Below are 26,375 nucleotides of genomic sequence, written 5' to 3'. Positions count from 1 at the left end.
AAGGAATTTCAATGAGCTTCACGGTCGCCATTGTCGGTCGCCCGAATGTCGGCAAGTCGACGCTTTTCAACCGTCTGGTTGGAAAGAAGCTGGCGCTCGTCGATGACACGCCAGGTGTCACCCGCGACCGTCGTCCGGGCGACGCGCGGCTCATGGGGCTGAACTTCACCATCATCGATACCGCCGGTCTCGAAAAGGCCGAGGCCGAGAGCTTGCAGGGCCGCATGCGCGCCCAGACGGAAGCGGCGATCGACGAAGCGGATATCTCGCTCTTCGTGGTCGATGCCAAGTTCGGCCTGACGCCTGTTGACAAGGAATTGGCCGAAATGCTGCGCCGTCGCGGCAAGCCGGTGGTGCTCGTCGCCAACAAGGCGGAAGCCAAGGGCTCGGACGGCGGCTTCTACGACGCCTATACACTCGGCCTCGGCGAACCGGTGCCGATTTCGGCCGAACACGGGCAGGGCATGCTCGACCTGCGCGATGCAATCGTCGATGCGATCGGCAAGGATCGCGCCTATCCGCCGAAGGAAGACGTCGCGGTCACCAATGTCGATATTCCGCACGAGATGGAAGAAGACGAGGACTACGAACCGGAATATGACGACACCAAGCCGTTGCGCGTGGCGATCATTGGTCGTCCGAATGCCGGCAAGTCGACGCTGATCAACCGCTTCCTCGGCGAAGACCGGCTGCTGACCGGACCGGAAGCGGGCATTACCCGCGACAGCATCTCCGTCGAGTGGGACTGGCGCGGTCGCACCATCAAGATGTTTGATACGGCGGGTATGCGCCGCAAGGCGCGCGTCACTGAAAAGCTCGAGAAGCTGTCGGTCGCCGACTCTCTGCGTTCGATTCGCTTTGCCGAAACCGTGGTCATCGTGTTCGACTCGACCATTCCGTTCGAAAAGCAGGACCTGCAGCTCGTGGATCTGGTAATCCGCGAAGGTCGCGCCGCCGTTCTTGCCTTCAACAAGTGGGACATGATCGAAGAGCCGCAGGCCGTGCTTGCCGATCTTCGAGAAAAGACCGAACGCCTGCTACCGCAGGCGCGCGGCATCCGCGCTGTTCCGATTTCCGGCCAGACGGGCCGCGGTCTCGACAAGCTGATGCAGTCGATCATCGACACCGACAGGGTCTGGAACAAGCGCATCTCGACGGCCCGCCTCAACCGCTGGCTTGAGCAAACGCAAGTGCAGCATCCGCCACCGGCAGTCTCCGGTCGTCGCCTGAAACTCAAGTACATGACGCAGGTGAAGGCTCGTCCGCCGGCCTTCATGATCTCCTGCACGCGTTCCGACGCGCTGCCGGAATCGTACACCCGCTATTTGATCAACGGTCTGCGCAACGATTTCGACATGCCGAGCGTGCCGATCCGGATTCACTATCGCTCGCCGGACAATCCGTACGAGTCGAAGAAGAAGCGGAACTGATTGGCTGTTACGTCACGCGACGCGACAGCGTGTCTCTCAGCGTGAAGACGTCTGCCGCCAGCCGCTTCAGTTCGACAAATTCGCGGCCTGACGCGTCGAGGATGCAGCCAGGAATGGCGGCCGCGCGCTTTCTCAGCTCGCGACCTTGCTCGGTCAGCCGGATGATAACAACACGCTCGTCGTCCTTGCCACGCTCCCGCCTGACATAGCCGGTCGCTTCCAGGCGCTTCAGAAGAGGAGTGAGGGTACTCGACTCGAGGTGCAGCTTCTCGCCGATGCCGCCGACCGTCTGGCCGTCTTCCTTCCAGAGGGTGACCATCACCAGATATTGCGGGTATGTGAGGTCCAGTGCGTCAAGCATTGGCTTGTAGACGCGATTCATTGCGTGGTTCGCAGTGTAGAGGGCGAAGCACATAAAATCGTCGAGGTTGAGATCGTCGCTCATGCCGTGTTTCTCCGAAAGCCGATTAAGTTAAATCGCGCGATAAATAATCGCAACCAAATTTTCTGCAAGGGAGCTATACCTAAGTATTAATCGTACAATAAACAATCGTGCGATAAACAAATTGCGTGTTCACGACAGACCGCAACCGAAAGGACAGGACAATGTCGACCGTAAAGACCGCACTCTCCGCAGCAGCAATCCTCGCAGCCACGACCTTGGGCGCCGCTGCCGATCCGGTACTCGAACCGACGACCCAGAAGTTCATCGACGCGCTGGCTTCCGCCAAGCCAATCTATACGCTCTCTCCTGCCGACGCGCGTGCGGTCCTTGCCGGCGCTCAAAAGGGTGACGTGAAGAAGCTTGCCGCCAAGGAAGAGAACCTGACGATCAAGGCTGGTCCGACCGGCAGCATCAAGCTCCGCGTCGTCCGTCCGGAAGGCGCCAAAGGCAAGCTTCCTGTCGTCATGTATTTCCACGGCGGCGGCTGGGTTCTCGGCGATGCCGATACGCACGACCGGCTCGTTCGCGAGATCGCCAACGGCGCCAAGGCCGCCGTCGTGTTCGTTGATTATGAGCGCTCGCCTGAGGCACGTTATCCGATCGCGATCGAACAGGCTTATGCCGCTACGAAATATGTCACCGAGCATCAGAAGGAATTCAATGTCGACGCCGCCCGCCTGGCGGTGGCCGGCGACAGCGTCGGCGGCAATATGGTGGCGGCGGTTACCTTGCTTGCCAAGGAGCGTGGCGGTCCGGCGATCGATCAGCAGGTCATGTTCTATCCAGTGACGGACGCCAACTTCGAGACCGGCTCCTACAACCAGTTCGCCAATGGTCCCTGGCTGACGAAGGAGGCCATGAAGTGGTTCTGGAACGCCTACCTGCCTGACGAGGCCAAGCGCAAGGAGCCGACTGCCTCGCCGCTCCAGGCATCGCTTGACCAACTGAACGGGCTGCCTCCGGCATTGATCATCACCGATGAAAACGACGTGTTGCGCGACGAAGGCGAGGCCTATGGGCGCAAGTTGAGCCAGGCGGGCGTCAAGGTGACCTCGATTCGCTACAACGGCACTATCCACGACTTCGTGCTTCTGAACGCCATTGCCGAAACGCCGGCGGTGCGCAGCGCAATCTCCGTTGCCAACCAGACGCTGCGCGCCGCGCTCAGCCAATAACTGGTTCAGGTTCCTGACGAGATAGGCCCGGCGGCGTCGCCGGGCTTTTTCGTTCTTGGCAGCGACTTGGCGGCAAATTGCCAGGCCTTTTTCCACTTCGGCGTAATGACACCGTTGGCGGCGCGGATGTTGTTGATGAATTGCGTGGTTGCCGCTTCCCAGGAATATTGGAGCGCGAGTTCGCGTGCTTTCTCGCGGGAAGCAGACAGGGCGGCCAGACAGGCCGTTTTCAGGTTGTCGTCGAGTGCGCCGACTTCGTTGTCGTCTCCGATGATGTCGAGCGGGCCGGTAACAGGGTAGGCGGCCACGGGAACGCCTGACGCGAGGGCCTCGAGGATCGTATTGCCGAACGTATCCGTCAGCGACGGGAAGACGAAGACATCGGCCTGGGCATAGGCCCTTGCCAGCTCCTCGCCGACTTTCAGGCCCGTGAAATGCACATCCGGATAGCGTTTCTCGAGCTCGCCACGAGCCGGCCCGTCACCGACGACGACCTTCGATCCGGGCAGATCGAGATCCAGGAAGGCCGGCAGGTTCTTTTCCAAGGCAACGCGGCCGACTGTCATGAAGATCGGGCGGGCAAGACCGAACGGCGCATCTTCCAGAGGCATGGGGCGGAAATGATCGGCATCGATGCCGCGGCTCCACGGCATGAGGTTGCGAATGCCTTTTTCCGAGAGTTCGCGCGCGAGGCTTGGGGTCGCGACCATGCAGCCCGCGCCCGAGTTGTGAAACCAGCGAACAAAGGCATAGAGCCAGCTCTTCGGGATGGGCAGGCGAGCCGAAACATATTCCGGAAAGCGGGTGTGGTAGCTGGTGGAGAAAGGCATGCGGTTCTTCAGGCACCAGCGCCGCGCCGTCAGCCCCAACGGGCCTTCCGTCGCGATATGAACGTAGGAAGGCATGTGTTTCTTGATCTCGCGCGCGACGCGCCGGTAGCTGGCGATCGAAAGACGAATTTCGGGGTAGGTGGGGCAGGGCACGCTGTGAAAGCCCTGCGGCGTCACCATCGCCACGTCGATGCCCATCTTCGCCAGTTCGCGATTGGTGTTCTCGATCGAACGGACGACGCCGTTGACTTGCGGATGCCAGGCATCGCTGACAATCACCAGCCGTTCCGCCACGCCCAACCGAGAGACGCCTCGGCTTCCGTCGCTTCCAACATCCGACATACGTTGCAGCACGCCCCAATTCCATCCAAGCCGCGCCCGCGGGGGCGGCGGCCCAATTCCGGGCTAGCCCGGAGACTCGATTCCCGCGCTTCTCATTCTGGCGGTCGTCGATGATGGAAATATTACAGTCGCGCTGCGCCGATCGTTCGGTGTTGCTCAGGCCTTGTCGATGCCGAGCTTCTCCCACGCAACGAGGGCCCCGTGTTCGCTGACCACGCGTGCTGCGACCTTTGCAGCAAATGCGGCGGCGGCGGGCGCATCCTTGGTCTCGAGGTAGCGGGCGAGAAATGCGCCGTTGAAACTGTCGCCGGCGCTGGTCGTGTCGACGACCTGCTCGACCTTCTCAGCCGGGACGAAGCTCTCCACGCCGTCGAAGCTCAACGTTGCTCCTTCTGCGCCGTTCTTGACCACCACGTCGGTCGCGCCGAGCGTGCGATAGCGCTGGATCGTTGCTGCTATCGAAACGTCGCCGAAGTGCGTTGCCTCGTCATCAAAACTCGGCAGCACCAGGGAAGAGGCACGCGCACCTTCGCTAATCGTTGTATGCATCATGTCATAGCCCGACCAGAGCCGCGGGCGGATATTGGGATCGAAGGCCACGATCTTGCCGGCGGCCTTGGCGCGGCGGACTTCTGCGAGCAGGGTGTCGGCGTCGTTGCGAGACAGGATCGCAAGTGTGATGCCGGAGAAGTAGACGACGTCGCTGGCCTCGATCGCCTCGCGAAGGAGTTCCGCATCGGCTGCAAGCTGGCGGGCAGCGGAGTTGTCGCGCCAGTAACTAAAGGAGCGCTCGCCGTCCTTCAGGCTGATCATGTAGAGGCCGGGTGCCTTGCCCTTGATGCGCCTGATAAATTCCGTGCCAATGCCAGCCTGCTTGTAGAAGGCGATCATCTCGTCAGACATGGCTTCGTCGCCGAGCGCGGTAAAATACTCGACCGACCAATCTGCCGGCAGGCAGGCGCGGGCGTACCAGGCTGTGTTCAGCGTGTCGCCGGCAAAGCCCTTACGCAGCAAGCCGGCGCCTGCATGAGAAAGCTCTACCATGCATTCACCGATCGATAGAAAACGCCCGCTCACAGAAAGCCTCCCTGAATTTTCCCGCTTTCGCTGATACGCGTAGAGGCTGTTGCTGACAAGCCACGAGCAGCATGTGGCTGCGACTCCAGGCCGGATTGTTGACCTCATCGGCAGGGCGCATAGTGGCACTCGCGCAGTTACGGGGACACACCTTGCAGACGATCTCACTGATTGGTATCTCGCTGGTTGCGGCGCTATCGCTTTCAACCGGTCTCGCTTCCGCACACGGCGGCGGAGGCAAGCGAAAGTGGGATTGTCAGACGCTCGCCTTGCAGGAACGAAACACGGTGGGCGGCAAGCTGCCTAGCAAGGACATCAAGCACCGCGAAAAGCTAAAGCGCAAAATGCAGAAGCTGGGATGTTCGACTGATTTCGGCTGAAGGTTGTTTTTTGTCCCGCCCCCTTTAGTGTTGGCATCATCGAATGAAGGCAGGAGATAAACGGCTGATGTCGGTTGCGGGCAAAACAGCGGACTGGTGGCGAGGTGCAGTTATCTATCAGGTCTATCCACGATCCTTTCAGGATACGAACGGAGATGGCCTCGGAGACCTGAAGGGTATTACCCGGAGATTGCCCCATATCGCCAGCCTCGGCGTAGACGCCATCTGGCTGTCGCCATTCTTCAAGTCACCGATGGCCGATATGGGCTACGACGTGTCCGACTATTGCGACGTCGATCCGATCTTCGGCACGCTTGATGATTTCGACGAGATGATGGCGGCTGCCCACCGTCTCGGAATCAAGATCATCATCGACCAGGTGATCTCTCACACGTCGGATGTTCATCCGTGGTTCGTCGAAAGCCGCTCGAGCCGAACCAATCCCAAGGCCGACTGGTATGTGTGGGCGGATCCGAAGCCAGATGGCACAGCACCCAACAACTGGCTCTCGATCTTCGGCGGGCCTGGATGGGAATGGGATGGCGTGCGCCGGCAATATTACCAGCACAACTTCCTGACCTCGCAGCCGGATCTGAACTTCCACAATCCACAGGTTCAAGATGCAGTGCTTGCCACCGTGAAGTTCTGGCTCGACCGTGGTGTCGATGGCTTCCGCCTTGATACAGTGAACTACTACTTCTGCGACAAGCTTCTTCGCGACAATCCCCCGCATGCGCCCGACGAGAGCGATGCCGGTCTCGATGCGCCCGATACGAACCCTTACGGCATGCAGAACCACCTCTACGACAAGACGCAGCCGGAAAACATCGGCTTCCTCCAGCGCTTCCGGGCCTTGCTCGATCACTACGAGGCGCGCGCGACCGTAGGCGAGGTCGGCGACGGAGCACGCTCGTTGAAGACGGTCGCTGCCTATACCGCGGGGGGCAACAAGCTGAACATGTGCTACACCTTCGACCTGCTCGGGCCGGAGTTTACCGCTACCCATATCCGCAGTTGCGTCGATGCCTTCCAGAAGTCGGTTGCCGATGGCTGGGTCTGCTGGGCCTTCTCGAACCATGACGTCAACCGTCATGTGAGCCGCTTCGCAAAGGCCCCTGAGGAGCGGCCAGTCGTTGCCAAGCTCGCCATGTCGGTGCTGGCGACGCTGCGCGGCTCGATCTGCCTCTATCAAGGCGAGGAACTTGGTCTTCCGGAGGCCGAGTTGGCCTTCGAGGATCTGCGTGATCCCTACGGCATCCGTTTCTGGCCGGCCTTCAAGGGACGCGACGGATGCCGCACGCCGATGCCCTGGGAGGCTGCCAAGGCGCATGCCGGCTTTACCACGGCCGAAAAATCCTGGTTGCCTGTGCCTTACGAGCAGGCAGCACTTTCCGTCGACACGCAGGAGAGCGATCCGCATTCGGTGCTGAACCACTATCGGCAGACGCTCGAATTCCGGAAAGGCCATCCGGCGTTGCTTGACGGCGCGATGGAGTTTATCGGGACCAATCAGGATCTGCTCGCCTTCACGCGCACCAAGGGAAGCGAGACGCTGCTCTTTGTCTTCAACCTGACGCGCAAGCCGGCACAGTTCATTCCGCCGGCGGGAATGGTGATAGGAGAACGGTTGCCTATGCCGGGCTTTGCGGGGGGAGCTGCAACCGGCCCAATCAAGCTTTCGGCACTCGACGCTTTCTGTGCGCGGGTGGCTGGCTAGACGTCAGCCGATCAGCGCAAACTTGTCGACATCGACCATTCCGCGATCCGAGATCTTCAGGTGGGGAATGACGGGGAGCGGCAGGAAGGCGACTTGCAGGAAGGGTTCTTCCAATGTTGTGCCAAGCGCGTAGGCGGCCTTGCGTAGATGGTGGAGCGTGTCGCGCACCGTCTCGTAGGGCTCGAGGCTCATCAGACCGGCAATGGGCAGGGCGATCTCGCCGGTGACCTTGCCATCCTCCACAACCACGAAGCCGCCGTTGATTTCGCCGAGGCGATTGGCAGCGAGCGTCATGTCGTCCTCGCTGACGCCGACGACGCAGATGTTGTGGCTGTCATGGCCGACGGTGGAGGCAATCGCACCCTTCTTCAGGCCGAAGCCCTGGACGAAGCCATTGGCATGGTTGCCGTTCTTGCCGTGCCTTTCGATGACGGCGACCTTGATGATGTCGTTGCCGAGATCGACGTCGGTCTGGTTCCCTTTCACCGGTAGTCGGTAGCGGCGGTGTTCGGTGATGATCTTGCCGGGAGTGACACCGATGACAGGCGTTTCGCCATCGGCCACAGGAACGCCGAAGTGGGCGGCGTTGACAGGCCGGGCCTTGACGCTGTTAAGGCCGACCGGCTCCACGGGCTTGCGCGTGGCGAAAAGCTCCGTGGTCACCTGGCGACCGGCGGCGAAGACGAGGTCTGCTCGGCAGCTTTCAAGGCTGTCGATGACTACGAGGTCTGCGCGCCAGCCTGGGGCGACGAGACCGCGGTCTCTCAGGCCGAAGGCCCGGGCAGCCGAGATCGAGGCGGCACGGTAGATGGCGAGTGGCTCCACGCCGCTTCTGATGGCGGTACGGATCATGTAATCGAGATGCCCTTGTTCGGCGATATCGAGCGGGTTGCGATCGTCAGTGCAGAGCGCAAGGTAGGGCGACAGGCGTTCGGTGATGATGGGCATCAGGGCTGCGAGATCTTTCGAGACGGAGCCCTCGCGCACGAGGATGTGCATGCCCTTGCGGATCTTTTCCAGCGCTTCGGCAGCGGTCGTGCATTCGTGCTCGGTGCGGATGCCGGCGGCGAGGTAGCCGTTCAGGTCGTTGCCCGAGAGCAGCGGGGCGTGGCCGTCGATGTGCTCGCCCTGGAAGGCGTCGAGCTTCGCCATGCAGATCGGATCCTTGTGGATCACGCCGGGGAAGTTCATGAACTCGGCAAGGCCGATCACCTTCGGGTGATGACGGAAGGGAAGAAGCCGCTCGATCGGGAGGTCGGCGCCCGATGTTTCCAGATGCGTCGCGGGCACGCAGGAAGATAGCTGGACGCGGATGTCCATGATCGTTTCGAGCGAAGAATCCAGGAAGTACTGAATGCCTTCGGTGCCGAGAACATTGGCGATCTCGTGCGGGTCGCAGATGACTGTCGTCACGCCATAGGGGAGAACGCAGCGGTCGAATTCGTGTGGCGTCACCAGTGACGACTCGATGTGGAGATGGGTGTCGATGAAGCCCGGCACGACGATCTTGCCGGAGATATCGATTTCGATCTCGCCGTCGTAGCTGCTGCAGGTGCCGACGATGCGATCCTGGGCGATTGCGATATCCGATGCCACCAGTTCACCGGTCACGAGGTCGAAGAAGCGTCCGCCTTTCAGAACGATGTCGGCGGGCAGGCGGCCCGTTCCCTGGTCGATAAGGCGTTCGAGCTTTGCAGTCATGGCATCCTCGTGCTGGCGTTTTATCACTTATAGCCCATGTGCCGGACAAAGCGAGATCGGCTTTGCTGGCCGGTCCACAAACGAAAACCGGGCGCCCCAGAGGGACGCCCGGCGATCGAAATCGGGAGATCGAAGGCTTATTCGGCCGGAACGATCTTGCCGGCTTCCCACTTGTAGAGCGCGAAGCTCTGCGAGGTCAGGTCGCCGGTTTCGCCGTAGGTCAGCTTGCCGATTGCCGTCGGGATCGCTTCGCCGCCCTTCAGCGCCTTCGCGACCGCTTCGGAATCTTCAGCGCTGCCAGCCTTCTCGATACCCGCCTTAAGGACTTCGACTGCGGCGTAGGCGTTGAGCGTGAAGGCTTCGGCCGGGATGCCCTTGGCCTTAAGTGCGTCCGCAGCAGCCTGCGAGTCCGGGCTCTTCGTTGCGTCCATGGCATTGGTGAAGATCGTGCCGCCGGCTGCGTCGGTACCGATGTTCCAGAACTCGCTGTTCGAGAGGCCATCGCCGCCGATGATGACGGCCTTGACGGAGAGGTCATGCAGCTGGCGAGCCAGCAGGCCGCCTTCCGGGTGATAGCCACCAAAATACACGACGTCGACGTTCTCGGCCTTGAGGCGGGTGGTGAGTGCGCTGAAGTCCTTGTCGCCAGGGCTCAGCGAGTCGTCGAGCACTTCCTTGATGCCACCGGCGTTCAGGGTTGCCTTGAACGAGTCTGCCAGACCTTTGCCGTAAGCGCCCTTGTCGTTGATGATCGCGACGCGCTTGTCCTTGAAGTTCTTCAGAACGTAGTTGGCGGCGACTTCGGCCTGCTGGTCGTCGCGACCGCAGGTGCGCAGAACGTTGGCGAGGCCACGCTTGGTGAGATCGGGAGCCGTTGCCGTCGGGGTGACCATCAGCACGCCGTTTTCGGCGAGAACGTCGGAAGCCGGGATGGCGACGCCCGAGGTGACCGGGCCCACGACGAAGCGGATGCCGTCGCCGACGAGTTGGTTCGCCGCGGAAACGCCCTGCTTCGGTTCGCCGGCATCGTCGGCGTATTTGAGGATGACTTTTTCGCCGAGGATGCCGCCCTTCTTGTTGATCTCGTCAACAGCAGCCTGCGCGCCATTCTTCACCTGATCGCCATAGGCGGCAACCGGACCGGTCAGCGGCGCGATGAGGCCGATGGTGATATCTGCATGGGCGAGCGGCGCAAAAGCAAGCGAGGCGACGAGGGCCGCCGACAAAGTCTTCAGACTCATTTTCTTTCTCCTTGGGTGGGTTCCAAACCCGCGATTTAACTACCGCTGCGGCAGGCCCGGATCGTACAACAGCCCTTGCGGGATGCACCAAGAGACGATGAGCAGCCGCGCGGCCGAAGCATCCGCCTGCCATCTTTGGCTTCGGCGAGTGCGCAGCAAGTTTCTTAGGAATTTACCGCTGATTTCGCAAGAAGATAAAGAAACAGGGCCCGTTTTTGCCTGATCTCGCAAAAACGGGGCCTGAAACGCATCGATCAGATGTTGTTTTGAAGGATTTCGCGCAGTTTTCCGAAGAGTTCGTCGATGTGGTGCTTCTCGATGATCAGCGGCGGAGACAGCGCGATGATGTCGCCGGTGGTGCGGATCAGAAGGCCCTTCTCATAGGCCTTCAGGAACGCAGTGAAGGCCCGCTTGGTCGGCTCGCCGGCGATCGGGTCAAGTTCGATGGCACCGATCAGGCCGGTGTTCCTGATGTCGATGACATTCGGGCAATCCTTTAGGGAGTGCAATCCGTCGGCCCAGTAGTCCGCGAGTTCCGCGGCGCGGGTCAACAGCCCTTCTTCCTTGTAGGTGTCGAGCGTGCCAAGAGCTGCGGCGCAGGCGATCGGGTTGCCGGAATAGGTATAGCCGTGGAAGAACTCGATCATGTGTTCCGGACCGCTCATGAACGCATCATGGATCTCGGAGGTCACGAAGACCGCGCCCATCGGGATGACGCCGTTCGTTAGGCCCTTTGCGGTGGTGATCATGTCGGGCTTGACGTCGTAGTACTGCGCGGCAAACGGGGCACCGAGACGACCGAAACCGGTGATGACTTCGTCGAAGATCAACAAGATGCCGTGCTTGGTGCAGATTTCGCGGAGCTTCTGCAGGTAGCCCTTCGGCGGGATCAGGACGCCGGTCGAGCCGGCAATCGGTTCGACGATGACGGCAGCGATCGTCGAGGCGTCGTGCAGGGTGACGATACGCTCGAGCTCGGTCGCGAGATCGCCGCCATGCTCGGGCTGGCCGCGGGTAAAGGCGTTCTTGGCCGGCTGATGGGTGTGCGGCAGGTGGTCGACGCCAGTCAGCAGCGTGCCGAACATCTTGCGGTTGGAGACGATTCCGCCGACGGAGATGCCGCCGAAGTTGACGCCGTGATAGCCGCGTTCGCGGCCGATCAGACGGAAGCGCGAGCCGTTGCCCTTCACGCGATGATAGGCGAGGGCGACCTTCAGAGCCGTTTCGACCGATTCAGATCCCGAGTTGGTGTAGAGAACGTGGTCCATGCCCTCAGGCGCGATGTCGACGAGGCGGTTCGCCAGTTCGAAGGCCTTCGGATGGCCAAGCTGGAAGGCCGGCGCATAGTCGAGTTCGCCAGCCTGTTCGCGGATCGCCTCGGTGATCTTCGGCCGGCAGTGGCCGGCATTGACGCACCAGAGGCCGGCGGTGCCGTCGAGCACCTGGCGGCCGTCGTGGGTCTGGTAGTACATGTCCTTCGCGCCGACAAAGAGACGCGGCTCCTTCTTGAACTGTCGGTTCGCGGTGAAGGGCATCCAAAAGGCCCGGAGGTCGTTTGGCGTGGTATTGAGGCGGTTGGACATGCTGTTCTCCATGGCCGTTTCGGAGGCCGTCCCGTTATTGGCTGAGGCGGTTTTTTTACTGCCCGGTCAAATTATCAGCGCTTGTCCGGGCGTCAAGCGGCTGCCGTTGCCAGCGGGCGCTCGCGCCGGCTGGCGCGGTGCAAAAAAATAGACCGGCATTGCTGCCGGTCTAAGAGTATGAAGACGTACTGAAATAAGGTGCCGCACTGTTCCGGATGCATCCCTCGGCAGTGAGGCTTATAGGCTGACGTTATGTCAGCGCGTCCTTACGCCGCAGACTTTGCGCGGCTTTGAACAGCATAGATGTCGGTGAGGGCTTCGAGGATCTTGAGGACCGGCTCGGAATTGCTTGAATAGTAGATCGTCTGTGCGTCGCGGCGCGTCTTGACCAGCTTCTGGGCGCGCAACTTGGATAGGTGCTGCGACAGCGCCGACTGGCTCAAACCGACTTCTTGTGCCAGCGCGCCGACCGGGATCTCGCCCTTCACCAGGTTGCAGAGGATCAGAAGTCTCTTGGGGTTTGCCATTGCCGACAAAAGGGCAGCTGCAACGTTTGCATTGGCGGTTAAATCGATTGTGTCCATATTTTCTTCCTGGTGTGAAACTAATTTCAAAAACGCGTGTTCCCGCTCAATGCCGGACGGCGAAAACTATCAATACCGCTTCAAGATTGTATATAGCTAAATTTCAGGTATTGCGTATTTCATGTTAGATATATGTGAATAAACATCATCGACCCCCTGTGCGACGGTCTCGAACTCGCAGCGCAGAAGCAAATCACCGGAAATGAGATCGAAACCGGCGCAATCCACTCCACAAATGCGCCAATCGCCATTGCCGGCCTTGAGGCCGGCTGCGGCTGTCGCCGCCAGATCGGGACGCTTGGCTAGCAATTCTCGCACTATCGTGTCGGCCTTAGCTGCTACGGCTTCGTTGCCAGGGGATCGAATCGTGAGATCCTTGCTTTCCAAGACATAGGCGCGACCAAAGCCGCCATTGAGGCTGGCCGATTGCGGCATGAGCCGGAAGAAACGGAAATCCGGAAAATCGATGTAGAGCTTGGCCTTGGCGTGGCGGTTGAGGAAACGGCCGCGAATGCGCGCGTGAGTCTCGCTGTCGCGCTCGACCGGTTCGGCCAGGCATTGGGTCGTCAGGCGGGCGTAGGCAAGCGGATCGCCCTTGCCGGGCTCGCCCGTCAGAAGCGAAGCGCGGCGATCGGCATCGAGCGCACGTGTATGTGTCGACAGGCCCGAGACGAGAATGACGGGTACGCCGTCAATGTCCGTTCCGAGGAGGACCCGGCTGGCAAAGGGAAAGCCGGTCCCGGGATCGAGAACGGCAATTGCGGCATAACGGGCGGAGCGGAGAAGCGTGCGAGCGAGCTTGCGGGCTTCTCCGTCCGTTTCCCTGAGAACGGAAGCTTGATCTTTCATGTCCACTTTTTGGCGGAAGCGGACGCAGGGATCAAGCCTGTTCTTTGCGCCGATGCTGCGTGAGGCCTTCGACGATATCCTGCGCCGAGATGGTCCCAATGATCGCGCCGTTTTCCACGACCCCAATACTGCCGGGCTGGCGCGACAGCGCATCGAGGATGTCGATGAGCGGCGTTTCCGCACGCGCCGTGCCGCTGACGCTTGCACCGGCGGCCGCGTGGCCGAGGCCGCGTTGCATCACATCCTGTGCCGTCAGCATGCTGATCGGGTTCATGTGCTGGACGAAATCGGCGACGTACTGGTCCGCGGGATTCTTCACGATCTCCTGCGGGGTGCCGCACTGGATGATGCGGCCGCCTTCCATGATGGCGATGCGGTTGCCGATACGGAACGCTTCATCGAGATCGTGGCTGACGAAAAGGATGGTCTTCTTCAGGCGACGCTGGAACTCGAGCAGCTCGTCCTGCAGGCGTGTACGGATCAGCGGATCGAGCGCCGAGAACGGTTCATCCATCAGCAGGATCGGCGCACCGGTGGCAAAGGCGCGGGCAAGGCCGACGCGCTGTTGCATGCCGCCGGACAGTTCATTGACCTTGCGGTCAGCCCACTTGGTCAGGTTGACGAGCTCGAGCTGTTCGCCAACGCGCTTCTTGCGTTCGGTCTCAGGCATACCCGCGAGTTCGAGGCCAAAGCCGACGTTTTCCGCGACCGTCCGCCACGGCAGCAGCGCGAACTGCTGGAAGACCATGGAAACGGTGTGCATGCGCAGGTCGCGCAGGCCCTTGGCTGTCGTTTTGTAAGGGCTGCAGGGGCCGTTCGGCGTTGCGACCGACACCTCGCCGCGCACGACGGGCGCCAACCCGTTCACGGCGCGCAACAGGGTTGACTTGCCGGAACCGGAGAGGCCCATAAGGACGAGAATTTCGCCTTCCTGGACGTTCAACGAGGCGTCTGCCACGCCGAGCACGAGTCCGGTTGCGGCGCTGATCTCGTCACGGTTCTTGCCTTGGTCCGCGAGGGTGAGGGCACTCTCCGGCTTGTCGCCGAAGACGATGCTGACGTTGTCGAAACGGACCGCGGTCATGCGCTTTCTCCTTCACCCGTCGCGCGGAACATGCGGTCGAGAATAATTGCGAGGATGACGATACAGAGGCCCGCCTGGAAGCCCATGGAGACGTTAACGGTGTTGAGCGCACGTACCACCGGCTTCCCAAGGCCGTCGGCGCCGACCAGCGCGGCGATGACCACCATCGACAGGGAGAGCATGATCGTCTGTGTCAGGCCGGCCATGATCTGCGGCATGGCAAAGGGAAGCTCGACCTTTCGCAGCACCTGCATCGGTGTCGCGCCAAACGACTCTGCGGCTTCAACGAGGGAGGGCGGCGTCGATATGATGCCGAGGCGCGTCAGGCGGATCGGCGCGGGGATCGCAAAAATCACGGTTGCGATCAGGCCCGGCACCATCCCAAGGCCGAAAAGGATGAGGGCAGGGATCAGATAGACGAAGGTCGGGATGGTCTGCATCAGGTCGAGGACCGGCCGCATGATCGAAAACACCCAGGCGCGCCTCGCACCGGCGATGCCGAGCGGAATGCCGACGGCCATGCTGACGAATGTCGACGCCAGGACGAGTGCCAGGGTTTCCGTCGTTTCCTTCCAATAGCCCTGGTTCATGATCAGCAGCAAGCCGAGCAGGGTGAAGACCGCGACGCCGATGGATCGGCGCAACCAGTATGCGATGCCGACGATCGCGGCCAGCACGATGAGCGGATGCGGGGCCTGCAAAATAAAAAGCAACGCATTGATAACGTGCGATAAAACGAAGGCAAGCTGGTTAAAGAACCATTCGCCGCTCGACGTCAACCAATCGACGGTCGTTTTGGCGAAGGGGCCAATAGGAATTTTATAGTCGGTGATCCAATTCAAGGAGCGCGCCTATCCGAAAGAGCAAAGATCGAGGTGAAACAAGAAGGGGCGGCGCGGGCCGCCCCGTCATCAGTTTCAGAGGCCGAGGCCGGACTTGACGGCGGCAAGGGCGTCCTTGCCATCCTTCGTCGTGACGCCTGCCAGCCACGGATCAACTGCGTTCGGATTTGCCTTCAGCCATTCGGTCGCGGCAACCTGCGGATCCTCACCATCGTTGAGGATCTTGCCCATGATCTGGTTTTCCATTTCCAGATTGAACTTCAGGTTCGAGATGAGCTTGCCGACGTTCGGGCATTCGGTGGTGTAGCCGGCACGGGTATTGGTGTAGACCGTCGCACCGCCGAAGTTCGGGCCGAAGGTGCTGTCACCGCCGGTAAGGTAGGTCATCTTGAAGTTTTCGTTCATGGGGTGGGGCGCCCAACCCAGGAACACGACCGGCTTGCCGTCCTTGTCGGCACGGGCGACCTGCGCGAGCATGCCCTGTTCGGAGGACTCGACGAGTTCGAGCCCGCCCATTCCCATCTCGTTCTTCTCGATCAGCGTCATGACGAGGCGGTTGCCGTCGTTGCCGGGCTCGATCCCGTAGATCTTGCCGTCAAGCTCGTCCTTGTGCTTGCCGATATCGCTGAAATCCTTGATGCCGAGTTCAGCGCCCTTGGCGTTGGTAGCGAGCGTGTACTTGGCCCCTTCGAGATTGACGCCGAGGGAATCAACAGTCTTCTCATCGAGGTAGGGTTGGACGTCCTTCTTCTGCGCCGGCATCCAGTTGCCAAGGAACACGTCGATGTCCTTGTTTTTCAATGACTGATAAGTAACCGGAACCGAGAGAACCTTGATGTCAGGCTCATAGCCGAGGTTCTTCAGAATGACTGCTGTGGCGGCGGTGGTAGCGGTGATATCCGTCCAGCCGACGTCGGAAAGACGGACGGCGGAGCAGCTATCGGGGTCTGCGGCAAATGCTGCTGTTGCAACAGAGAGAGCGGCAACTGCGGTGGCGGTAGTCAGTTTGAATGCGCTTGTCGTTTTCATTTTAGACTCCCAGTCTTACGTTCCCAAGCCAATCACCAATAGCCGAGTTTTACAAGCGACCTGAGTGCGTTTGCGCCGCATTGGAGTACCCGATTGCGACGTAGGGCATTTTTTCGCGGAGTGCCGGGATTTCAAGGGTTTTGGCGATTTTCCGGCGTGAATTTCTTGTGATTATCAAAATGGGGGACTTTTCTTCGCAGTTTCGAGCTTCCAAGAAGCGAAAGACGGAGAAAACAATGGCAAAACTCTATTTCAACTACTCGACCATGAACGCCGGCAAGTCGACGATGCTGCTGCAGGCCTCTTACAATTACGAGGAGCGCGGCATGCGCGTCGTTCTGCTGATCGCGGCCTTCGACGAGCGCGCCGGAAAGGGAATTATCGGCTCCCGGATCGGGCTGCAGGCGAGCGCGATTGCCTTCGAACCGGACGCGGACCTGCAGGCTTTGATCGGCGAGCTCGGCAAGGAAGGGGAGCCAATCGCTTGCGTCTTCGTCGACGAGGCTCACTTCATGACGCGCGAGCAAGTCTGGCAGCTTGCGCGCATCGTCGACCGGATGAACATCCCAGTGATGGTCTACGGCCTGCGGACCGATTTCCAGGGAAAGCTGTTTCCGGCATCGGAAGAACTGCTCGCGATTGCCGACGAGATGCGTGAGGTCAGGACGATCTGCCATTGCGGGCGCAAGGCGACGATGGTGGTGCGCCTCGATGCGGACGGAAAGGTGCTGCACGAAGGCGCACAGATTGACGTCGGTGGCAACGAAAAATACGTGTCGCTCTGCCGGCGTCATTGGGATGACGCCATGAACGGGGAGTGGCGCGCGGAGGCGGTGTAGGCACTCCTCAAATCGATTCCGGTTTGGCGGCTTATGCGCTAGTTTCACGGCAACCGATTCATGGAGGCGTTCCGGTGCGCAAGCCTTTCTCCTTCGACACTCAGCTGGAAGCCGCGCGAGCGCTCGTGGAACAGTTGCGTCTTGAGGCTAGAGTCTGCGTCGATTTCATCAACGAGTTCGCCCGCCAAGGGGCGGCAGTCGACGACGATCGCTTCCTTGTCGAGAACGGCCGCTTCCAGGCATTTGTGGCAAACGGCGCGAGCCTGACCAATCTGCTTGCGGAGCTCGTATCCGTTCTCGACACGCTGACGATCAAGGTTTCGGCGGACCTCGACAGCTTCCGCGGCCTTACCGCCAGCGAGAAATTCATCGGACGCTTTTCTCGCCAGCGGATGTGGCGTCGTCATAGCACGCGGGTGCGCGATGCCCCTGTCGTGGAGCGGCTGCGTGACCTGCTGGTCAAGTCCGATGCCACCGCTGATGTTATCGCGAGCTACCGCACAATCGCGATCGACTTTCACAAGCTGGGAGAGCATGGCCTGATCGGCATCGTCGAACAGCGCCGTCGGCTGGTGGACAAGATTGATATAGCGCGCCTTCGTATCCGGGAATTGAATGCCAAGGCGCTGACCACGCAGGGCAGGATTGGTCTCTACGGCAGCAAAGCCGAATGGGAGCGCATGGAAGAGGAGCGCCGCGCGCTGAAGGCGGACGCCGAGCGCGTTGGCCACGAAGAGCGCGGAATGCGTGAGGATAGCCAGCGCCGCGAGCGCTTCATCAATCTCTTCCAGGTTTTCGTCGATGCACTCAATACCCAGGTTGGTCAGTGCAATGCGCTGACGCGCAAGGTCGTCATCGACACCGAAGAAAGGCTGTTGATTTATCAGGCGCAGGTCGACACCGATATTCCAGGATCGAAGGTCCAGATTTCAGCGGAGCTTTTTCCCGCCATTGCCGGGCCGATCGAACTGTTCGAACGCAATATGCTGGTGCCGCAGGAGTTGGAACATCGCAAGCGGACCGCGGATGCTGTCTTTGCGAGCAAGTTCGAGGCGTTCCGGCCGGATCAGGAAGACAGCTCCGGAGGCCCGGTCATCGATACGACGAAAATCTCCAAGCGGCTGCGCTTGCGCTTTCCGTTCCAGCTCGCGCCGAAGAAACAATAATATCAGCACGATATTGTCCTTGCCGGAGCGAGCGCATATGTCAGTGCGCAGACAATGTTGTTCCATCACGGCAAGGAGAAAACGATGCTCGACCGGATCGCCGGTTTTTTCAGGCTGATCGGCCGTACCATCGGGCGCTGGGTGCGACTCCTGTTCGCCTGGGCTTTCTGGCCATTTATCGCCGCCCGGGGCTGGTACGTTCAGCGAACATGGATGATCCGGTTGCCGATCCTGGGCCTGATCGGGCTGCTTGCCGTTCTTTATTGCTACTTCATCTGGCAGACGCAGGTCTGGTCCGGCTTCAATCCGTCCTTCGTGAATGAGTACCGGCTTTCCGAACGCAAGGTTGCGGCCGGACAGGAATTGCCGGCAACGGACGGCGCGGCGAAGAGCTGCCAGCGCTCGGCCATTGTCGATGTCGCGGCCGATCTGACGGACTTCAACGTCAATCAGAATGCATGGATCTCCTCCATGCTGCTCTACCGTCTTGGCTTCTTCGGCATCGACTGGGACCACACGCCTTTTCTCGACAACAAGGCGTCGTTCCAGCGCGGGGTGAACCAGGCGGTACGCCGCACTTCCGCCGAACTCGTCGACTCGCTGGGACGCGTGCGTGGTACCTCGGGTATCAACAATGATCTGCAAGACGCCCGCGGTAAGCTGCAGTTCGATGAATACAGCTGGTATTTCGGCCTCAATCCGTTCGGACCGAAGACGCCGACGCCGAGCTACTACCGTTCGGCGATTGAAAGCTTGCGCAAGTTCAACACCGATTTGGCCAACTGCAATGCGGTCTTCGATGGCCGTGCAGACAACCTCATTCAGTTCATTGATCGTATTGCCAACGATCTCGGCAGCACATCCGATGTTCTTGCGGACCGCTCGCAGAACCACCATCGCGGCTGGTTCGATACACGCGCCGACGACCGCTTCTGGTTTGCTTTTGGCCAGCTCTATGCCTACTACGCGATCCTTGCCGCCGCGCAGTCCGACTTTTCGCAGGTGGTCGCGGAACGCAACCTGAGCGCCATCTTCGGCGCAACCATGCGGCAGTTCCAAGCGGCGTTGCAGATCCAGCCGGCGATCATTTCCAACGGCCGGGAAGACGGCTGGATCATGCCGAGCCATCTGGCGACGATGGGCTTCTACATTCTCCGCGTGCGGTCGAACCTCGTCGAGACGCGCTCCGTGCTCGATCGATGAAGCAGCGTGCTTAATTGATCAGTTTCATGCGGATCGCCTTGGCGACAAGCTGCGCCCGGTTCACGCAGTCGAGCTTTTTGATGGCGCTCGTCATGTAGGCGTTGACGGTGTGGTCAGACAGCGAAAGGATTTGTCCGATCTCGATCGATGTCTTTCCCTGTGCCGTCCAGCGGACGACCTCGCGTTCGCGCGCAGACAAAGGCGTGTGTTCGACAAGCTTCGACTGCTTCGTGCGGTTATAGGCGTCGAGGAGGTGGAGCGTCACCATCGTCAACTCATTGAGTTCCGTTTGCGCCAGCAGCGGGCGGTCGCCGGCCAGCCAGAACAGGATACGCTCGCCATCGCCTGCATAGGCAGGAACCGCAACGCCCGTCGGCATGCCGAAATTGCGCAGGAGCTCGCTCAACTCATTCGGGAAAACAGCGGCCGAGGAATTGTCGAAAAGGCTCCACGAGCGCGGCAGCGCGGAAACGCCAATTCCTCCAGAAAGTACGGGAAAGCGCATAATTCGAGCGCGGTCGAACTGGTTGAAGTATTGAGATGGTATGGACGTTTCGATGAGTAGAGTTCTGAGAAGGACACTCTCGGGCGTGGGCGCATGCATCAGCGTTATGTGCCGAAAACCGAAGGCGCGAGCCACTTTGACTAGAACTTCTGCGTATTCGGCCCTGGTACAGGCAGCTGAAATCTCCGCGACGAGGGACATCTGCCGTTCCGAGGTAGTCACGTAAGACATCAATGCGTCCCTGCTTACCTTCAAGTTGCCGCGATAAAATATGCAAACTGATATATTTGCTAGTACGAAACGGCCTGGCGCGCAGTGATTAATTTCGATGTATTAATTTAACCACAGAATATCGATCTGCGGTTGTGTTTGAGCTTGCCCGGACCGCAACTCAGGGCGACGAACCTTCGATCGGGAAAGCGAAGATGTCGGCTGCGTGACATAAAACTGGGGGCGCGCAGGGACGCGGCCCCGAATCATATGACAATTAAACCTAGTCTGTCGTTTTGGTCTTTTTAGTCAGTTGCTCGAGAAAGCCGAGCAGTACCGCCGAGACGACGAAGGCGAGATGCATCGCCGTCAGCCACATAATCTTACCGTCGGTGTATTGTTCTGCATTGAGGAAGACCTGCAGCAGGTGGATCGATGAAATGGCCACGATCGACGACGCTACCTTGATCTTGAGGCTGCCGGCGTCGAGCTTGCCGATGAATGAGACATCGGTGTCACTTTCGTCGAAACGGCTGACGAAGTTCTCGTAGCCGGAGATCATCACCATGACGATCAGGCTGGCGACCAGCGCGGCGTCGATCAGCCCGAGCATGGCCAGGATCATTTCACCCTCATCGAGCACGAATACGCCGCCCGCGACCTTCAGGAATTTATAGCCGAATGAGACTGCATAAACGGCCAGCGACAGGGACAGGCCGAGGTAGAAGGCCACGAGTATCCAGCGGCTTGAAAGAATGATGCGCTCGACAATGAGTTCGAGTGATTTCATGGCTTGTCCTCGCGACGTACGGAATCGATGCCTAGAGATAGCGGCTTGGATGAGTCTTGGGCAACCTGCGCACTATCCACAGTCGGCATATTTCGCTATCCCGTTGTAACAAATGGCGCGCCGATCGAGCGCGGAAAACTGGGGAACGGGGATGGCAGCATATAAGTCCGACATCGAGATTGCGCGCGCCGCTGAAAAGAAGCCGATCTTCGAAATCGGTTCAAAGCTCGGGATCCCTCAGGCGCAACTCGCGCCGTATGGCCACGACAAAGCCAAGCTCAGTGCCGAGTTCATCGCGGAGCAGACGGACAAGCCTGATGGCAAGCTGATCCTTGTGACCGCGATCAATCCGACGCCCGCGGGTGAGGGCAAGACGACGACGACGGTCGGTCTTGGCGACGGCTTGAACCGGATCGGCAAGAACGCAATCGTCTGCATCCGCGAGGCCTCGCTCGGGCCGTGCTTCGGCGTGAAGGGCGGAGCTGCCGGCGGCGGCTATGCCCAAGTCATTCCGATGGAAGACATCAACCTGCATTTTACCGGCGACTTCCACGCTATCACATCGGCCCACAATCTGCTCGCCGCGATGATCGACAACCACATCTATTGGGGCAACGAGCAGGATATCGACCTCAGGCGCGTCACATGGCGACGCGTGATGGACATGAACGACCGGGCGCTACGCGAGATGGTCTCGTCGCTTGGTGGTGTCGCCAACGGCTTTCCCCGACAGAACGGTTTCGACATCACCGTGGCTTCCGAGGTGATGGCAATCCTCTGCCTTGCGCGGGATCTCAAGGACCTGGAGGAGCGTCTCGGCAACATCATCGTCGGCTACCGGCGTGACAAAACGGCCGTCTATGCGCGTGATTTTAAAGCGGATGGCGCGATGGCCGTTCTTCTGAAGGACGCCATGCAGCCGAATCTCGTCCAGACGCTGGAAAACAATCCGGCTTTCGTGCACGGCGGTCCCTTCGCCAATATCGCCCACGGTTGCAACTCGGTGATCGCCACGAAGACCGCGTTGAAGCTTGGCGACTATGTTGTGACCGAGGCGGGCTTCGGCGCGGATCTCGGGGCTGAGAAGTTCTTCGATATCAAGTGTCGCAAGGCAGGCCTCAAGCCAGACGCCGCCGTCATCGTTGCGACTGTGCGTGCTCTCAAGATGAATGGCGGTGTGAAGAAGGATGACCTTGGGGCCGAGAACGTCGCCGCGCTGAAGAAGGGCTGCTCGAATCTTGGCCGCCATGTCGCCAATGTTCGCAAGTTCGGCGTTCCCGTCGTTGTCGCCATCAATCACTTCGTCTCGGACACCGACGCGGAAATCATTGCGGTGAAAGAGTATGTCTCGCGGCTGGGAGCAGAGGCGATCCTCTGCCGGCACTGGGCGGAGGGCTCCGCCGGCATCGAAGAGCTCGCCTACAAAGTGGTCGAGCTCGCGGAATCGGGACAGTCGCGATTTGAGCCGCTCTACCCCGACGATGTTTCGCTGTTCGAGAAGATCGAGATCGTGGCTTCGAAGATTTATCATGCGGGTGAGGTGACCGCGGACAAGGCGGTGAGGGATCAACTCGTAGCCTGGGAGGAACAGGGCTACGGGCATCTGCCGGTCTGCATGGCAAAGACGCAGTACTCCTTTTCAACCGATCCGAACCTGCGCGGTGCGCCGGAGGGGCATATTGTCCCGGTTCGCGAGGTGCGCCTTGCGGCGGGCGCTGGTTTTGTCGTCGCCATTACGGGCGAGATCATGACCATGCCCGGCCTGCCGAGGTCGCCGTCGGCGGAGCGGATCTATCTCAACGATCAGGGCTATATCGAGGGACTGTTCTAAGGCCGCGATGTTTCGAAACTGAATCAAGCCGCTGACGGCTTGATTCAGAGGTTTCGCGCAAGTCGCTGAAAATTAATGGCAATACCGATAGCCGCCCTTGCGCTCGAGCACATCGAGATGGAAGTGGGTTTCGTGCGCAGCGTCGCTTTCCGGGTCGAGGACCGTGGTAAAGAAGAGGCAACCTGCGGCGCTCACCGTGCGCTGGAACGCACCGATCAATGTGGAATCCTCGCGTCGCGGTTTGACCGCGATGTCCTTCCCTTTTTCAAAGCTGAAGCTCGCAACGTCAATCGCATTGCCGCGAGCGTGCTCAGACACCTTGCCGGTTTCGGCGCCATTGCGCAGGCGGCAGATATAGGAGGAAGCCTGATTGATCGCTAGGATGTTTCCCTGATCAGGCGCGGCAATACGGGCGGCTGGAATGACGCTTTCTTTCATCCAGTGGGCGAGGGCCAGCGCGACCGGGCAGCGGAAGACGGCGTCCGGCTTTATCTTAACGCCGGGCAGCACCTCGGACACCTTGATCGGTTTGTCGATCCCGCAGCCGTTGCCATCATCGATGCGCGAAATGTCCTTGAAGACGACGCCAAGGCTCTGCAACTCCTTCACGCATTCTGAATGTTCGGCATCACTCTCTGCTGCAATCGTCAGATGCTGTTCTTCCAGCGTTTGCTGTGACGGAAGCTTCGGCCCCTGCTTTTCCGGGATGGCAGAGGAGTTCGGAGAATCCTCTTTGACCGGCGGCGTTTCGGGCTTGCCGCTTTCGGGTTTCTGTTCGGGTATTGGGGGACGTGCGGGTGCGGACGTTGTCGTATTGGATTTACCGGGGCGAACTGCCGGGAGAGGGCCGCTTTCCGGCAGGCGTGCACTGGTCAGGAACCCGATGCCGCTCAGTGCCGCTAAAATCACAACGATGTTCTTCACGCATCCACCCGTTGTACGTTGCCCCGGGACAGAACGCATGGATGCGGATTTCGTTGCAATTTCGCAACGTTGATGTCTATGCTCGAAAAGATGATTTATTAAATCAAGATAACGGCGATCCGATATATTGACAATTTATGTCATGTTTTTTATGCGGCAAAAAGAAGGCGAAAATCTTCGTCTGAAAGCCTAGCCAGCCCATCGAAAGCGCGGACGCGTCACGACCAGCCAGCCCGGTGACATTTCTCTCAAGGGGTTGACTTCATGATCGTCCGGCACTCGCGCTCGGTTCTACTTGCCTGCACGGCACTTGCCATTGTTACGCCTTCCGCCATCGCCTTTGCACAAAGCGCGCCCTCGACTGCCCAGACAGCCGAAGAGCAGAAGGCGGCGCCAGAGGGGGATACTTTCCTCTCGCCCATTATCGTGAAGGGCAGCCGACAGGCGGCCAACGATCCCTACAACAAGCCGGGACCTTCCAGCACCGTCACGGCGGACCAGATCAACCTGCAGGCCGGCCAGGGTACCGATGATCTGCTGCGCAGTGTTCCCGGGACGTCGACGGCCAACAATCCGCAGAACCCCGGTGTTGCCGTCAACATTCGCGGCTTCGAAGGCTCCGGCCGCGTGAACATGTCGATCGACGGCGTTCGCCAGAACTTCCGCTTTACCGGCCACGAGGCGCAGGGCTTCACCTATGTGGACCCGGCGTTCCTGGCGGGCATCGACGTGACCCGCGGTGCAGTTACCGGCATCGGTGGTGGGGCACTTGCCGGGACGGTCAATTTCCGCACCTACGACATCGATGACCTGATTCTGGGTGACAAGAACTACGGCGGTATCGTCTCGGCGACGGTCGGAACCAACGAACTCGGTTGGTCCGAGTCGGCCATCGGCGCTTACCGGTTCAACGATGTCTTTGCTGTTCTCGGCGGCATCAGCAAGAGCGATCCGGGCAACTACGAAAACGGCGATGGCGTTACCGTCCCCTATACCGAGCAGGACCTGCTTTCGGGGATGCTGAAGGCAGAGATTACGCCGAACGCCGAAAACACGATCAAGCTCGGCGGCATCAGCTACGACAACGACTTCCTGGCGAATTCCTATTTCCAAAACGTCAAGAACAAGACATTTGCCGCGAGCTATGCCTATACGCCCGGCGACAACGAACTCATCGATTTCAAGACGAACTTCTACTACAACCGCCTTGAGATGCAGTATGACACGAACGCCACGGGCGGTGGTACGGCCGCCGGTCGCCGGATCACCGATACCGGCATCGGCTTCGACGTCTCCAACACGTCCAAGTTCGATATCGGCGATGTTGCTGTTACCACCAACTACGGTGTCGAATACTTCCACGACAAATATGATGTGATCAACAGCCGGACGCAGCCTTCGGGAGGCGTCAACGGTGATGGCAAGAGCGGCATGCTCGGCGTCTTCGATACGACGACCTTCACCTACGGCATGGCGGATCTGACGCTTGGCCTGCGCTATGACCATTTCGATCTCGACGGCTCGGGCTCCGTCGTTGCCAGCAACCCGCTCGGAATGCCGGCCGGCCCTTACACCGTCGATAAGTCCGATGGGCGTCTGAACCCGAGCGTCACCTTTGCGCTGAATCCTACTGAATGGTTCCAGCCTTATGTGACCTATGCCGAGACGCAGCGCGCACCGACGATTAGCGAAACCTTCGCCGGCGGATCGCATCCAGGCGCTACGGGGCAGGCCTTCTTCCCGAATCCCTTCCTTGAGCCGGAAACCTCCAAGGGCTGGGAAATCGGCGCCAACATCAAGGTGGATGGCATTCTCGATGCCGGCGACAGCTTCCGCTTCAAAGCCAACTACTTCAACGACCGTATCGACAACTACATCACCGGTGCGTTTGCGGGGGGCGGCAGGCAGACCTTCTTCGTCAACAATCCCGGCACGTCGAAGGTGGACGGTATAGAAATCCAGGCCGCCTATGATGCCGGCTTCGTCTTCGGGGAGCTTGCCTACACCCATACAAACACCGACCTGCCTCCGCAGATCAACGGCTTCGGGGTGCAAAGCTTCCTGCCGGAAAACATCTTCAGTGCCACGCTCGGCGGTCGCTTCCTTGAAGATCAACGTCTGACTGTCGGTACACGCCTATTCGCTGCCGGACAGGCAGACATTGGACAAATCAATGCAACGAATGGCGGACGGCCGCGATTCATGAGCGGCTATGGCGTTGTCGATCTCTTCGCCAACTATCAATGGGAGAACGGCCTGGAGTTGACGGCAAGCGTGACCAACGTCTTTGACAAGACCTACACTCCGGCCTCGAGCACGATCCAGACGACGACGATCGATACGGGTCGCGGCCGTACGTTCATGGTGACTGCGAAGGCCAGGTTCTGAACCAGAGTTTGGCGATGATGCGAAGGGCGGCTGTGTGCCGCCCTTTTTCGTTCCCGGATTCGGCACTTGCGCTTGGTCCGATCTCACGCTAACAATTTCGCCCATGAACACGTCCTTGAACATTGCAGTTTGGTGGTGGGCTCGCTGAGGCGGCCTCGACCAATCGTGTCCAAAGACGACGAGTGAGCCGCCCGGAAAACGCCAGGCGGC

At 59.9% G+C, this 26,375-nt stretch carries 24 protein-coding genes; 10 read left to right on the top strand and 14 right to left on the bottom strand.

The window, feature by feature from the left end; all coding sequences use genetic code 11:
• The first annotated feature begins 11 nt into the window (after positions 1-11).
• Complete coding sequence (gene der / locus RGCCGE502_RS13740) at positions 12-1,430, top strand: ribosome biogenesis GTPase Der (RefSeq protein ID WP_016554772.1); 1,419 nt, start codon at positions 12-14, stop codon at positions 1,428-1,430.
• Between the two features lie 7 nt (positions 1,431-1,437).
• Here der and RGCCGE502_RS13735 read toward each other — a convergent pair whose 3' ends face one another.
• Positions 1,438-1,875 carry a MarR family winged helix-turn-helix transcriptional regulator gene (locus RGCCGE502_RS13735; RefSeq protein ID WP_016554771.1) on the bottom strand — a complete coding sequence of 146 codons (438 nt, stop codon included), beginning with the start codon at positions 1,873-1,875 and terminating at the stop codon, positions 1,438-1,440.
• A 161-nt stretch (positions 1,876-2,036) separates the two neighbouring features.
• Here RGCCGE502_RS13735 and RGCCGE502_RS13730 point away from each other — a divergent pair, with 161 nt between their 5' ends.
• Positions 2,037-3,050, top strand: coding sequence for an alpha/beta hydrolase (locus RGCCGE502_RS13730; protein WP_016554770.1), 1,014 nt, complete (start codon positions 2,037-2,039; stop codon positions 3,048-3,050).
• 5 nt (positions 3,051-3,055) lie between these two features.
• On the opposite strand, the gene RGCCGE502_RS13725 is transcribed toward RGCCGE502_RS13730, so the two are convergent.
• Together RGCCGE502_RS13725 and RGCCGE502_RS13720 are read right to left on the bottom strand one after the other, a co-directional pair.
• Positions 3,056-4,222, bottom strand: a complete 1,167-nt coding sequence (locus RGCCGE502_RS13725; protein ID WP_016554769.1) for a glycosyltransferase family 4 protein — start codon at positions 4,220-4,222, stop codon at positions 3,056-3,058.
• A 156-nt stretch (positions 4,223-4,378) separates the two neighbouring features.
• The gene (locus RGCCGE502_RS13720) at positions 4,379-5,299 is read right to left on the bottom strand and encodes a sugar kinase (protein ID WP_016554768.1); all 921 of its coding nucleotides are present in this window, start codon (positions 5,297-5,299) and stop codon (positions 4,379-4,381) included.
• A gap of 152 nt (positions 5,300-5,451) precedes the next feature.
• Between RGCCGE502_RS13720 and RGCCGE502_RS13715 the strand changes: the two genes are divergently transcribed.
• Positions 5,452-5,679, top strand: a complete 228-nt coding sequence (locus RGCCGE502_RS13715; RefSeq protein WP_016554767.1) for a hypothetical protein — start codon at positions 5,452-5,454, stop codon at positions 5,677-5,679.
• Positions 5,680-5,746: 67 nt separating this feature from the next.
• A complete protein-coding gene (gene bglA / locus RGCCGE502_RS13710) occupies positions 5,747-7,396 on the top strand; it encodes a beta-galactosidase BglA (RefSeq protein ID WP_016554766.1) in 1,650 nt (549 codons plus the stop codon).
• Between the two features lie 3 nt (positions 7,397-7,399).
• Here bglA and ade read toward each other — a convergent pair whose 3' ends face one another.
• The 3 genes from ade to aptA all read right to left on the bottom strand — a co-directional run bounded on the left by ade (position 7,400) and on the right by aptA (position 11,921).
• A complete protein-coding gene (gene ade, locus RGCCGE502_RS13705; RefSeq protein ID WP_016554765.1) occupies positions 7,400-9,097 on the bottom strand; it encodes an adenine deaminase in 1,698 nt (565 codons plus the stop codon).
• 137 nt (positions 9,098-9,234) lie between these two features.
• Positions 9,235-10,338, bottom strand: coding sequence for a branched-chain amino acid ABC transporter substrate-binding protein (locus tag RGCCGE502_RS13700; RefSeq protein WP_016554764.1), 1,104 nt, complete (start codon positions 10,336-10,338; stop codon positions 9,235-9,237).
• A gap of 254 nt (positions 10,339-10,592) precedes the next feature.
• Positions 10,593-11,921 (bottom strand): omega-aminotransferase AptA, encoded by a 1,329-nt coding sequence (gene aptA, locus RGCCGE502_RS13695; RefSeq protein ID WP_016554763.1) that lies wholly within the window; start codon positions 11,919-11,921, stop codon positions 10,593-10,595.
• Here aptA and RGCCGE502_RS37250 point away from each other — a divergent pair.
• Positions 11,920-12,072, top strand: coding sequence for a hypothetical protein (locus RGCCGE502_RS37250; RefSeq protein WP_019279946.1), 153 nt, complete (start codon positions 11,920-11,922; stop codon positions 12,070-12,072). The two genes, aptA and RGCCGE502_RS37250, sit on opposite strands and share 2 nt — an antisense overlap.
• A 115-nt stretch (positions 12,073-12,187) precedes the next feature.
• Here RGCCGE502_RS37250 and RGCCGE502_RS13690 read toward each other — a convergent pair whose 3' ends face one another.
• The 5 genes from RGCCGE502_RS13690 to RGCCGE502_RS13670 form a co-directional block, all read right to left on the bottom strand.
• Positions 12,188-12,505 carry an ArsR/SmtB family transcription factor gene (locus RGCCGE502_RS13690; protein ID WP_016554762.1) on the bottom strand — a complete coding sequence of 106 codons (318 nt, stop codon included), beginning with the start codon at positions 12,503-12,505 and terminating at the stop codon, positions 12,188-12,190.
• Between the two features lie 96 nt (positions 12,506-12,601).
• On the bottom strand, positions 12,602-13,354 hold the full coding sequence (locus RGCCGE502_RS13685; RefSeq protein ID WP_016554761.1) for a HugZ family pyridoxamine 5'-phosphate oxidase: 753 nt from the start codon (positions 13,352-13,354) through the stop codon (positions 12,602-12,604).
• 31 nt (positions 13,355-13,385) lie between these two features.
• Positions 13,386-14,438, bottom strand: coding sequence for a choline ABC transporter ATP-binding protein (gene choV / locus RGCCGE502_RS13680; RefSeq protein ID WP_016554760.1), 1,053 nt, complete (start codon positions 14,436-14,438; stop codon positions 13,386-13,388).
• Positions 14,435-15,280 carry a choline ABC transporter permease subunit gene (gene choW, locus RGCCGE502_RS13675; protein WP_016554759.1) on the bottom strand — a complete coding sequence of 282 codons (846 nt, stop codon included), beginning with the start codon at positions 15,278-15,280 and terminating at the stop codon, positions 14,435-14,437. The genes choV and choW overlap by 4 nt, the downstream gene beginning before the upstream one ends.
• 75 nt (positions 15,281-15,355) lie before the next feature.
• Positions 15,356-16,309 carry a choline ABC transporter substrate-binding protein gene (locus RGCCGE502_RS13670; RefSeq protein ID WP_016554758.1) on the bottom strand — a complete coding sequence of 318 codons (954 nt, stop codon included), beginning with the start codon at positions 16,307-16,309 and terminating at the stop codon, positions 15,356-15,358.
• 236 nt (positions 16,310-16,545) lie between these two features.
• Here RGCCGE502_RS13670 and RGCCGE502_RS13665 point away from each other — a divergent pair, with 236 nt between their 5' ends.
• From RGCCGE502_RS13665 to RGCCGE502_RS13655, 3 genes are all read left to right on the top strand, one after another.
• Positions 16,546-17,148, top strand: a complete 603-nt coding sequence (locus tag RGCCGE502_RS13665) for a thymidine kinase (RefSeq protein WP_016554757.1) — start codon at positions 16,546-16,548, stop codon at positions 17,146-17,148.
• Between the two features lie 74 nt (positions 17,149-17,222).
• A complete protein-coding gene (locus RGCCGE502_RS13660; protein WP_016554756.1) occupies positions 17,223-18,314 on the top strand; it encodes a hypothetical protein in 1,092 nt (363 codons plus the stop codon).
• Between the two features lie 84 nt (positions 18,315-18,398).
• Positions 18,399-19,517 carry a DUF2333 family protein gene (locus RGCCGE502_RS13655; RefSeq protein ID WP_016554755.1) on the top strand — a complete coding sequence of 373 codons (1,119 nt, stop codon included), beginning with the start codon at positions 18,399-18,401 and terminating at the stop codon, positions 19,515-19,517.
• Positions 19,518-19,527: 10 nt separating this feature from the next.
• On the opposite strand, the gene RGCCGE502_RS13650 is transcribed toward RGCCGE502_RS13655, so the two are convergent.
• Positions 19,528-20,253 (bottom strand): helix-turn-helix transcriptional regulator, encoded by a 726-nt coding sequence (locus RGCCGE502_RS13650; protein WP_016554754.1) that lies wholly within the window; start codon positions 20,251-20,253, stop codon positions 19,528-19,530.
• Positions 20,254-20,515: 262 nt separating this feature from the next.
• Positions 20,516-21,022, bottom strand: coding sequence for a TIGR00645 family protein (locus RGCCGE502_RS13645; RefSeq protein ID WP_016554753.1), 507 nt, complete (start codon positions 21,020-21,022; stop codon positions 20,516-20,518).
• Between the two features lie 151 nt (positions 21,023-21,173).
• Here RGCCGE502_RS13645 and RGCCGE502_RS13640 point away from each other — a divergent pair, with 151 nt between their 5' ends.
• Positions 21,174-22,853 (top strand): formate--tetrahydrofolate ligase, encoded by a 1,680-nt coding sequence (locus RGCCGE502_RS13640; protein WP_016554752.1) that lies wholly within the window; start codon positions 21,174-21,176, stop codon positions 22,851-22,853.
• Positions 22,854-22,925: 72 nt separating this feature from the next.
• Here RGCCGE502_RS13640 and RGCCGE502_RS13635 read toward each other — a convergent pair whose 3' ends face one another.
• Entirely contained in the window at positions 22,926-23,777 is an 852-nt protein-coding gene (locus tag RGCCGE502_RS13635) for an extensin-like domain-containing protein (protein WP_016554751.1), read from the bottom strand.
• 264 nt (positions 23,778-24,041) lie between these two features.
• On the opposite strand from RGCCGE502_RS13635, the gene RGCCGE502_RS13630 reads away from it, so the two are divergent.
• Positions 24,042-26,165 (top strand): TonB-dependent receptor domain-containing protein, encoded by a 2,124-nt coding sequence (locus RGCCGE502_RS13630; protein WP_016554750.1) that lies wholly within the window; start codon positions 24,042-24,044, stop codon positions 26,163-26,165.
• The last annotated feature ends 210 nt before the right edge of the window (positions 26,166-26,375 follow it).

The organism is Rhizobium grahamii CCGE 502 (assembly GCF_000298315.2).
In the GTDB taxonomy this organism is placed as follows: domain Bacteria; phylum Pseudomonadota; class Alphaproteobacteria; order Rhizobiales; family Rhizobiaceae; genus Rhizobium; species Rhizobium grahamii.
This window is presented reverse-complemented; position numbering and strand designations above follow the sequence as displayed.

Excerpts from the sequence above, each read along its gene's own strand:
- der (WP_016554772.1), top strand. The coding sequence starts at position 12 with ATGAGCTTCACGGTCGCCATTGTCGGTCGCCCGAATGTCGGCAAGTCG.
- aptA (WP_016554763.1), bottom strand. The coding sequence starts at position 11,921 with ATGTCCAACCGCCTCAATACCACGCCAAACGACCTCCGGGCCTTTTGG.
- RGCCGE502_RS13640 (WP_016554752.1), top strand. The coding sequence starts at position 21,174 with ATGGCAGCATATAAGTCCGACATCGAGATTGCGCGCGCCGCTGAAAAG.
- RGCCGE502_RS13630 (WP_016554750.1), top strand. The coding sequence starts at position 24,042 with ATGATCGTCCGGCACTCGCGCTCGGTTCTACTTGCCTGCACGGCACTT.
- RGCCGE502_RS37250 (WP_019279946.1), top strand. The coding sequence starts at position 11,920 with ATGCTGTTCTCCATGGCCGTTTCGGAGGCCGTCCCGTTATTGGCTGAG.
- RGCCGE502_RS13685 (WP_016554761.1), bottom strand. The coding sequence starts at position 13,354 with ATGAAAGATCAAGCTTCCGTTCTCAGGGAAACGGACGGAGAAGCCCGC.
- bglA (WP_016554766.1), top strand. The coding sequence starts at position 5,747 with ATGTCGGTTGCGGGCAAAACAGCGGACTGGTGGCGAGGTGCAGTTATC.
- RGCCGE502_RS13650 (WP_016554754.1), bottom strand. The coding sequence starts at position 20,253 with ATGTCTTACGTGACTACCTCGGAACGGCAGATGTCCCTCGTCGCGGAG.
- ade (WP_016554765.1), bottom strand. The coding sequence starts at position 9,097 with ATGACTGCAAAGCTCGAACGCCTTATCGACCAGGGAACGGGCCGCCTG.
- RGCCGE502_RS13665 (WP_016554757.1), top strand. The coding sequence starts at position 16,546 with ATGGCAAAACTCTATTTCAACTACTCGACCATGAACGCCGGCAAGTCG.
- RGCCGE502_RS13655 (WP_016554755.1), top strand. The coding sequence starts at position 18,399 with ATGCTCGACCGGATCGCCGGTTTTTTCAGGCTGATCGGCCGTACCATC.
- RGCCGE502_RS13690 (WP_016554762.1), bottom strand. The coding sequence starts at position 12,505 with ATGGACACAATCGATTTAACCGCCAATGCAAACGTTGCAGCTGCCCTT.
- RGCCGE502_RS13725 (WP_016554769.1), bottom strand. The coding sequence starts at position 4,222 with ATGTCGGATGTTGGAAGCGACGGAAGCCGAGGCGTCTCTCGGTTGGGC.
- RGCCGE502_RS13735 (WP_016554771.1), bottom strand. The coding sequence starts at position 1,875 with ATGAGCGACGATCTCAACCTCGACGATTTTATGTGCTTCGCCCTCTAC.
- RGCCGE502_RS13670 (WP_016554758.1), bottom strand. The coding sequence starts at position 16,309 with ATGAAAACGACAAGCGCATTCAAACTGACTACCGCCACCGCAGTTGCC.
- RGCCGE502_RS13730 (WP_016554770.1), top strand. The coding sequence starts at position 2,037 with ATGTCGACCGTAAAGACCGCACTCTCCGCAGCAGCAATCCTCGCAGCC.
- choV (WP_016554760.1), bottom strand. The coding sequence starts at position 14,438 with ATGACCGCGGTCCGTTTCGACAACGTCAGCATCGTCTTCGGCGACAAG.
- RGCCGE502_RS13700 (WP_016554764.1), bottom strand. The coding sequence starts at position 10,338 with ATGAGTCTGAAGACTTTGTCGGCGGCCCTCGTCGCCTCGCTTGCTTTT.
- RGCCGE502_RS13645 (WP_016554753.1), bottom strand. The coding sequence starts at position 21,022 with ATGAAATCACTCGAACTCATTGTCGAGCGCATCATTCTTTCAAGCCGC.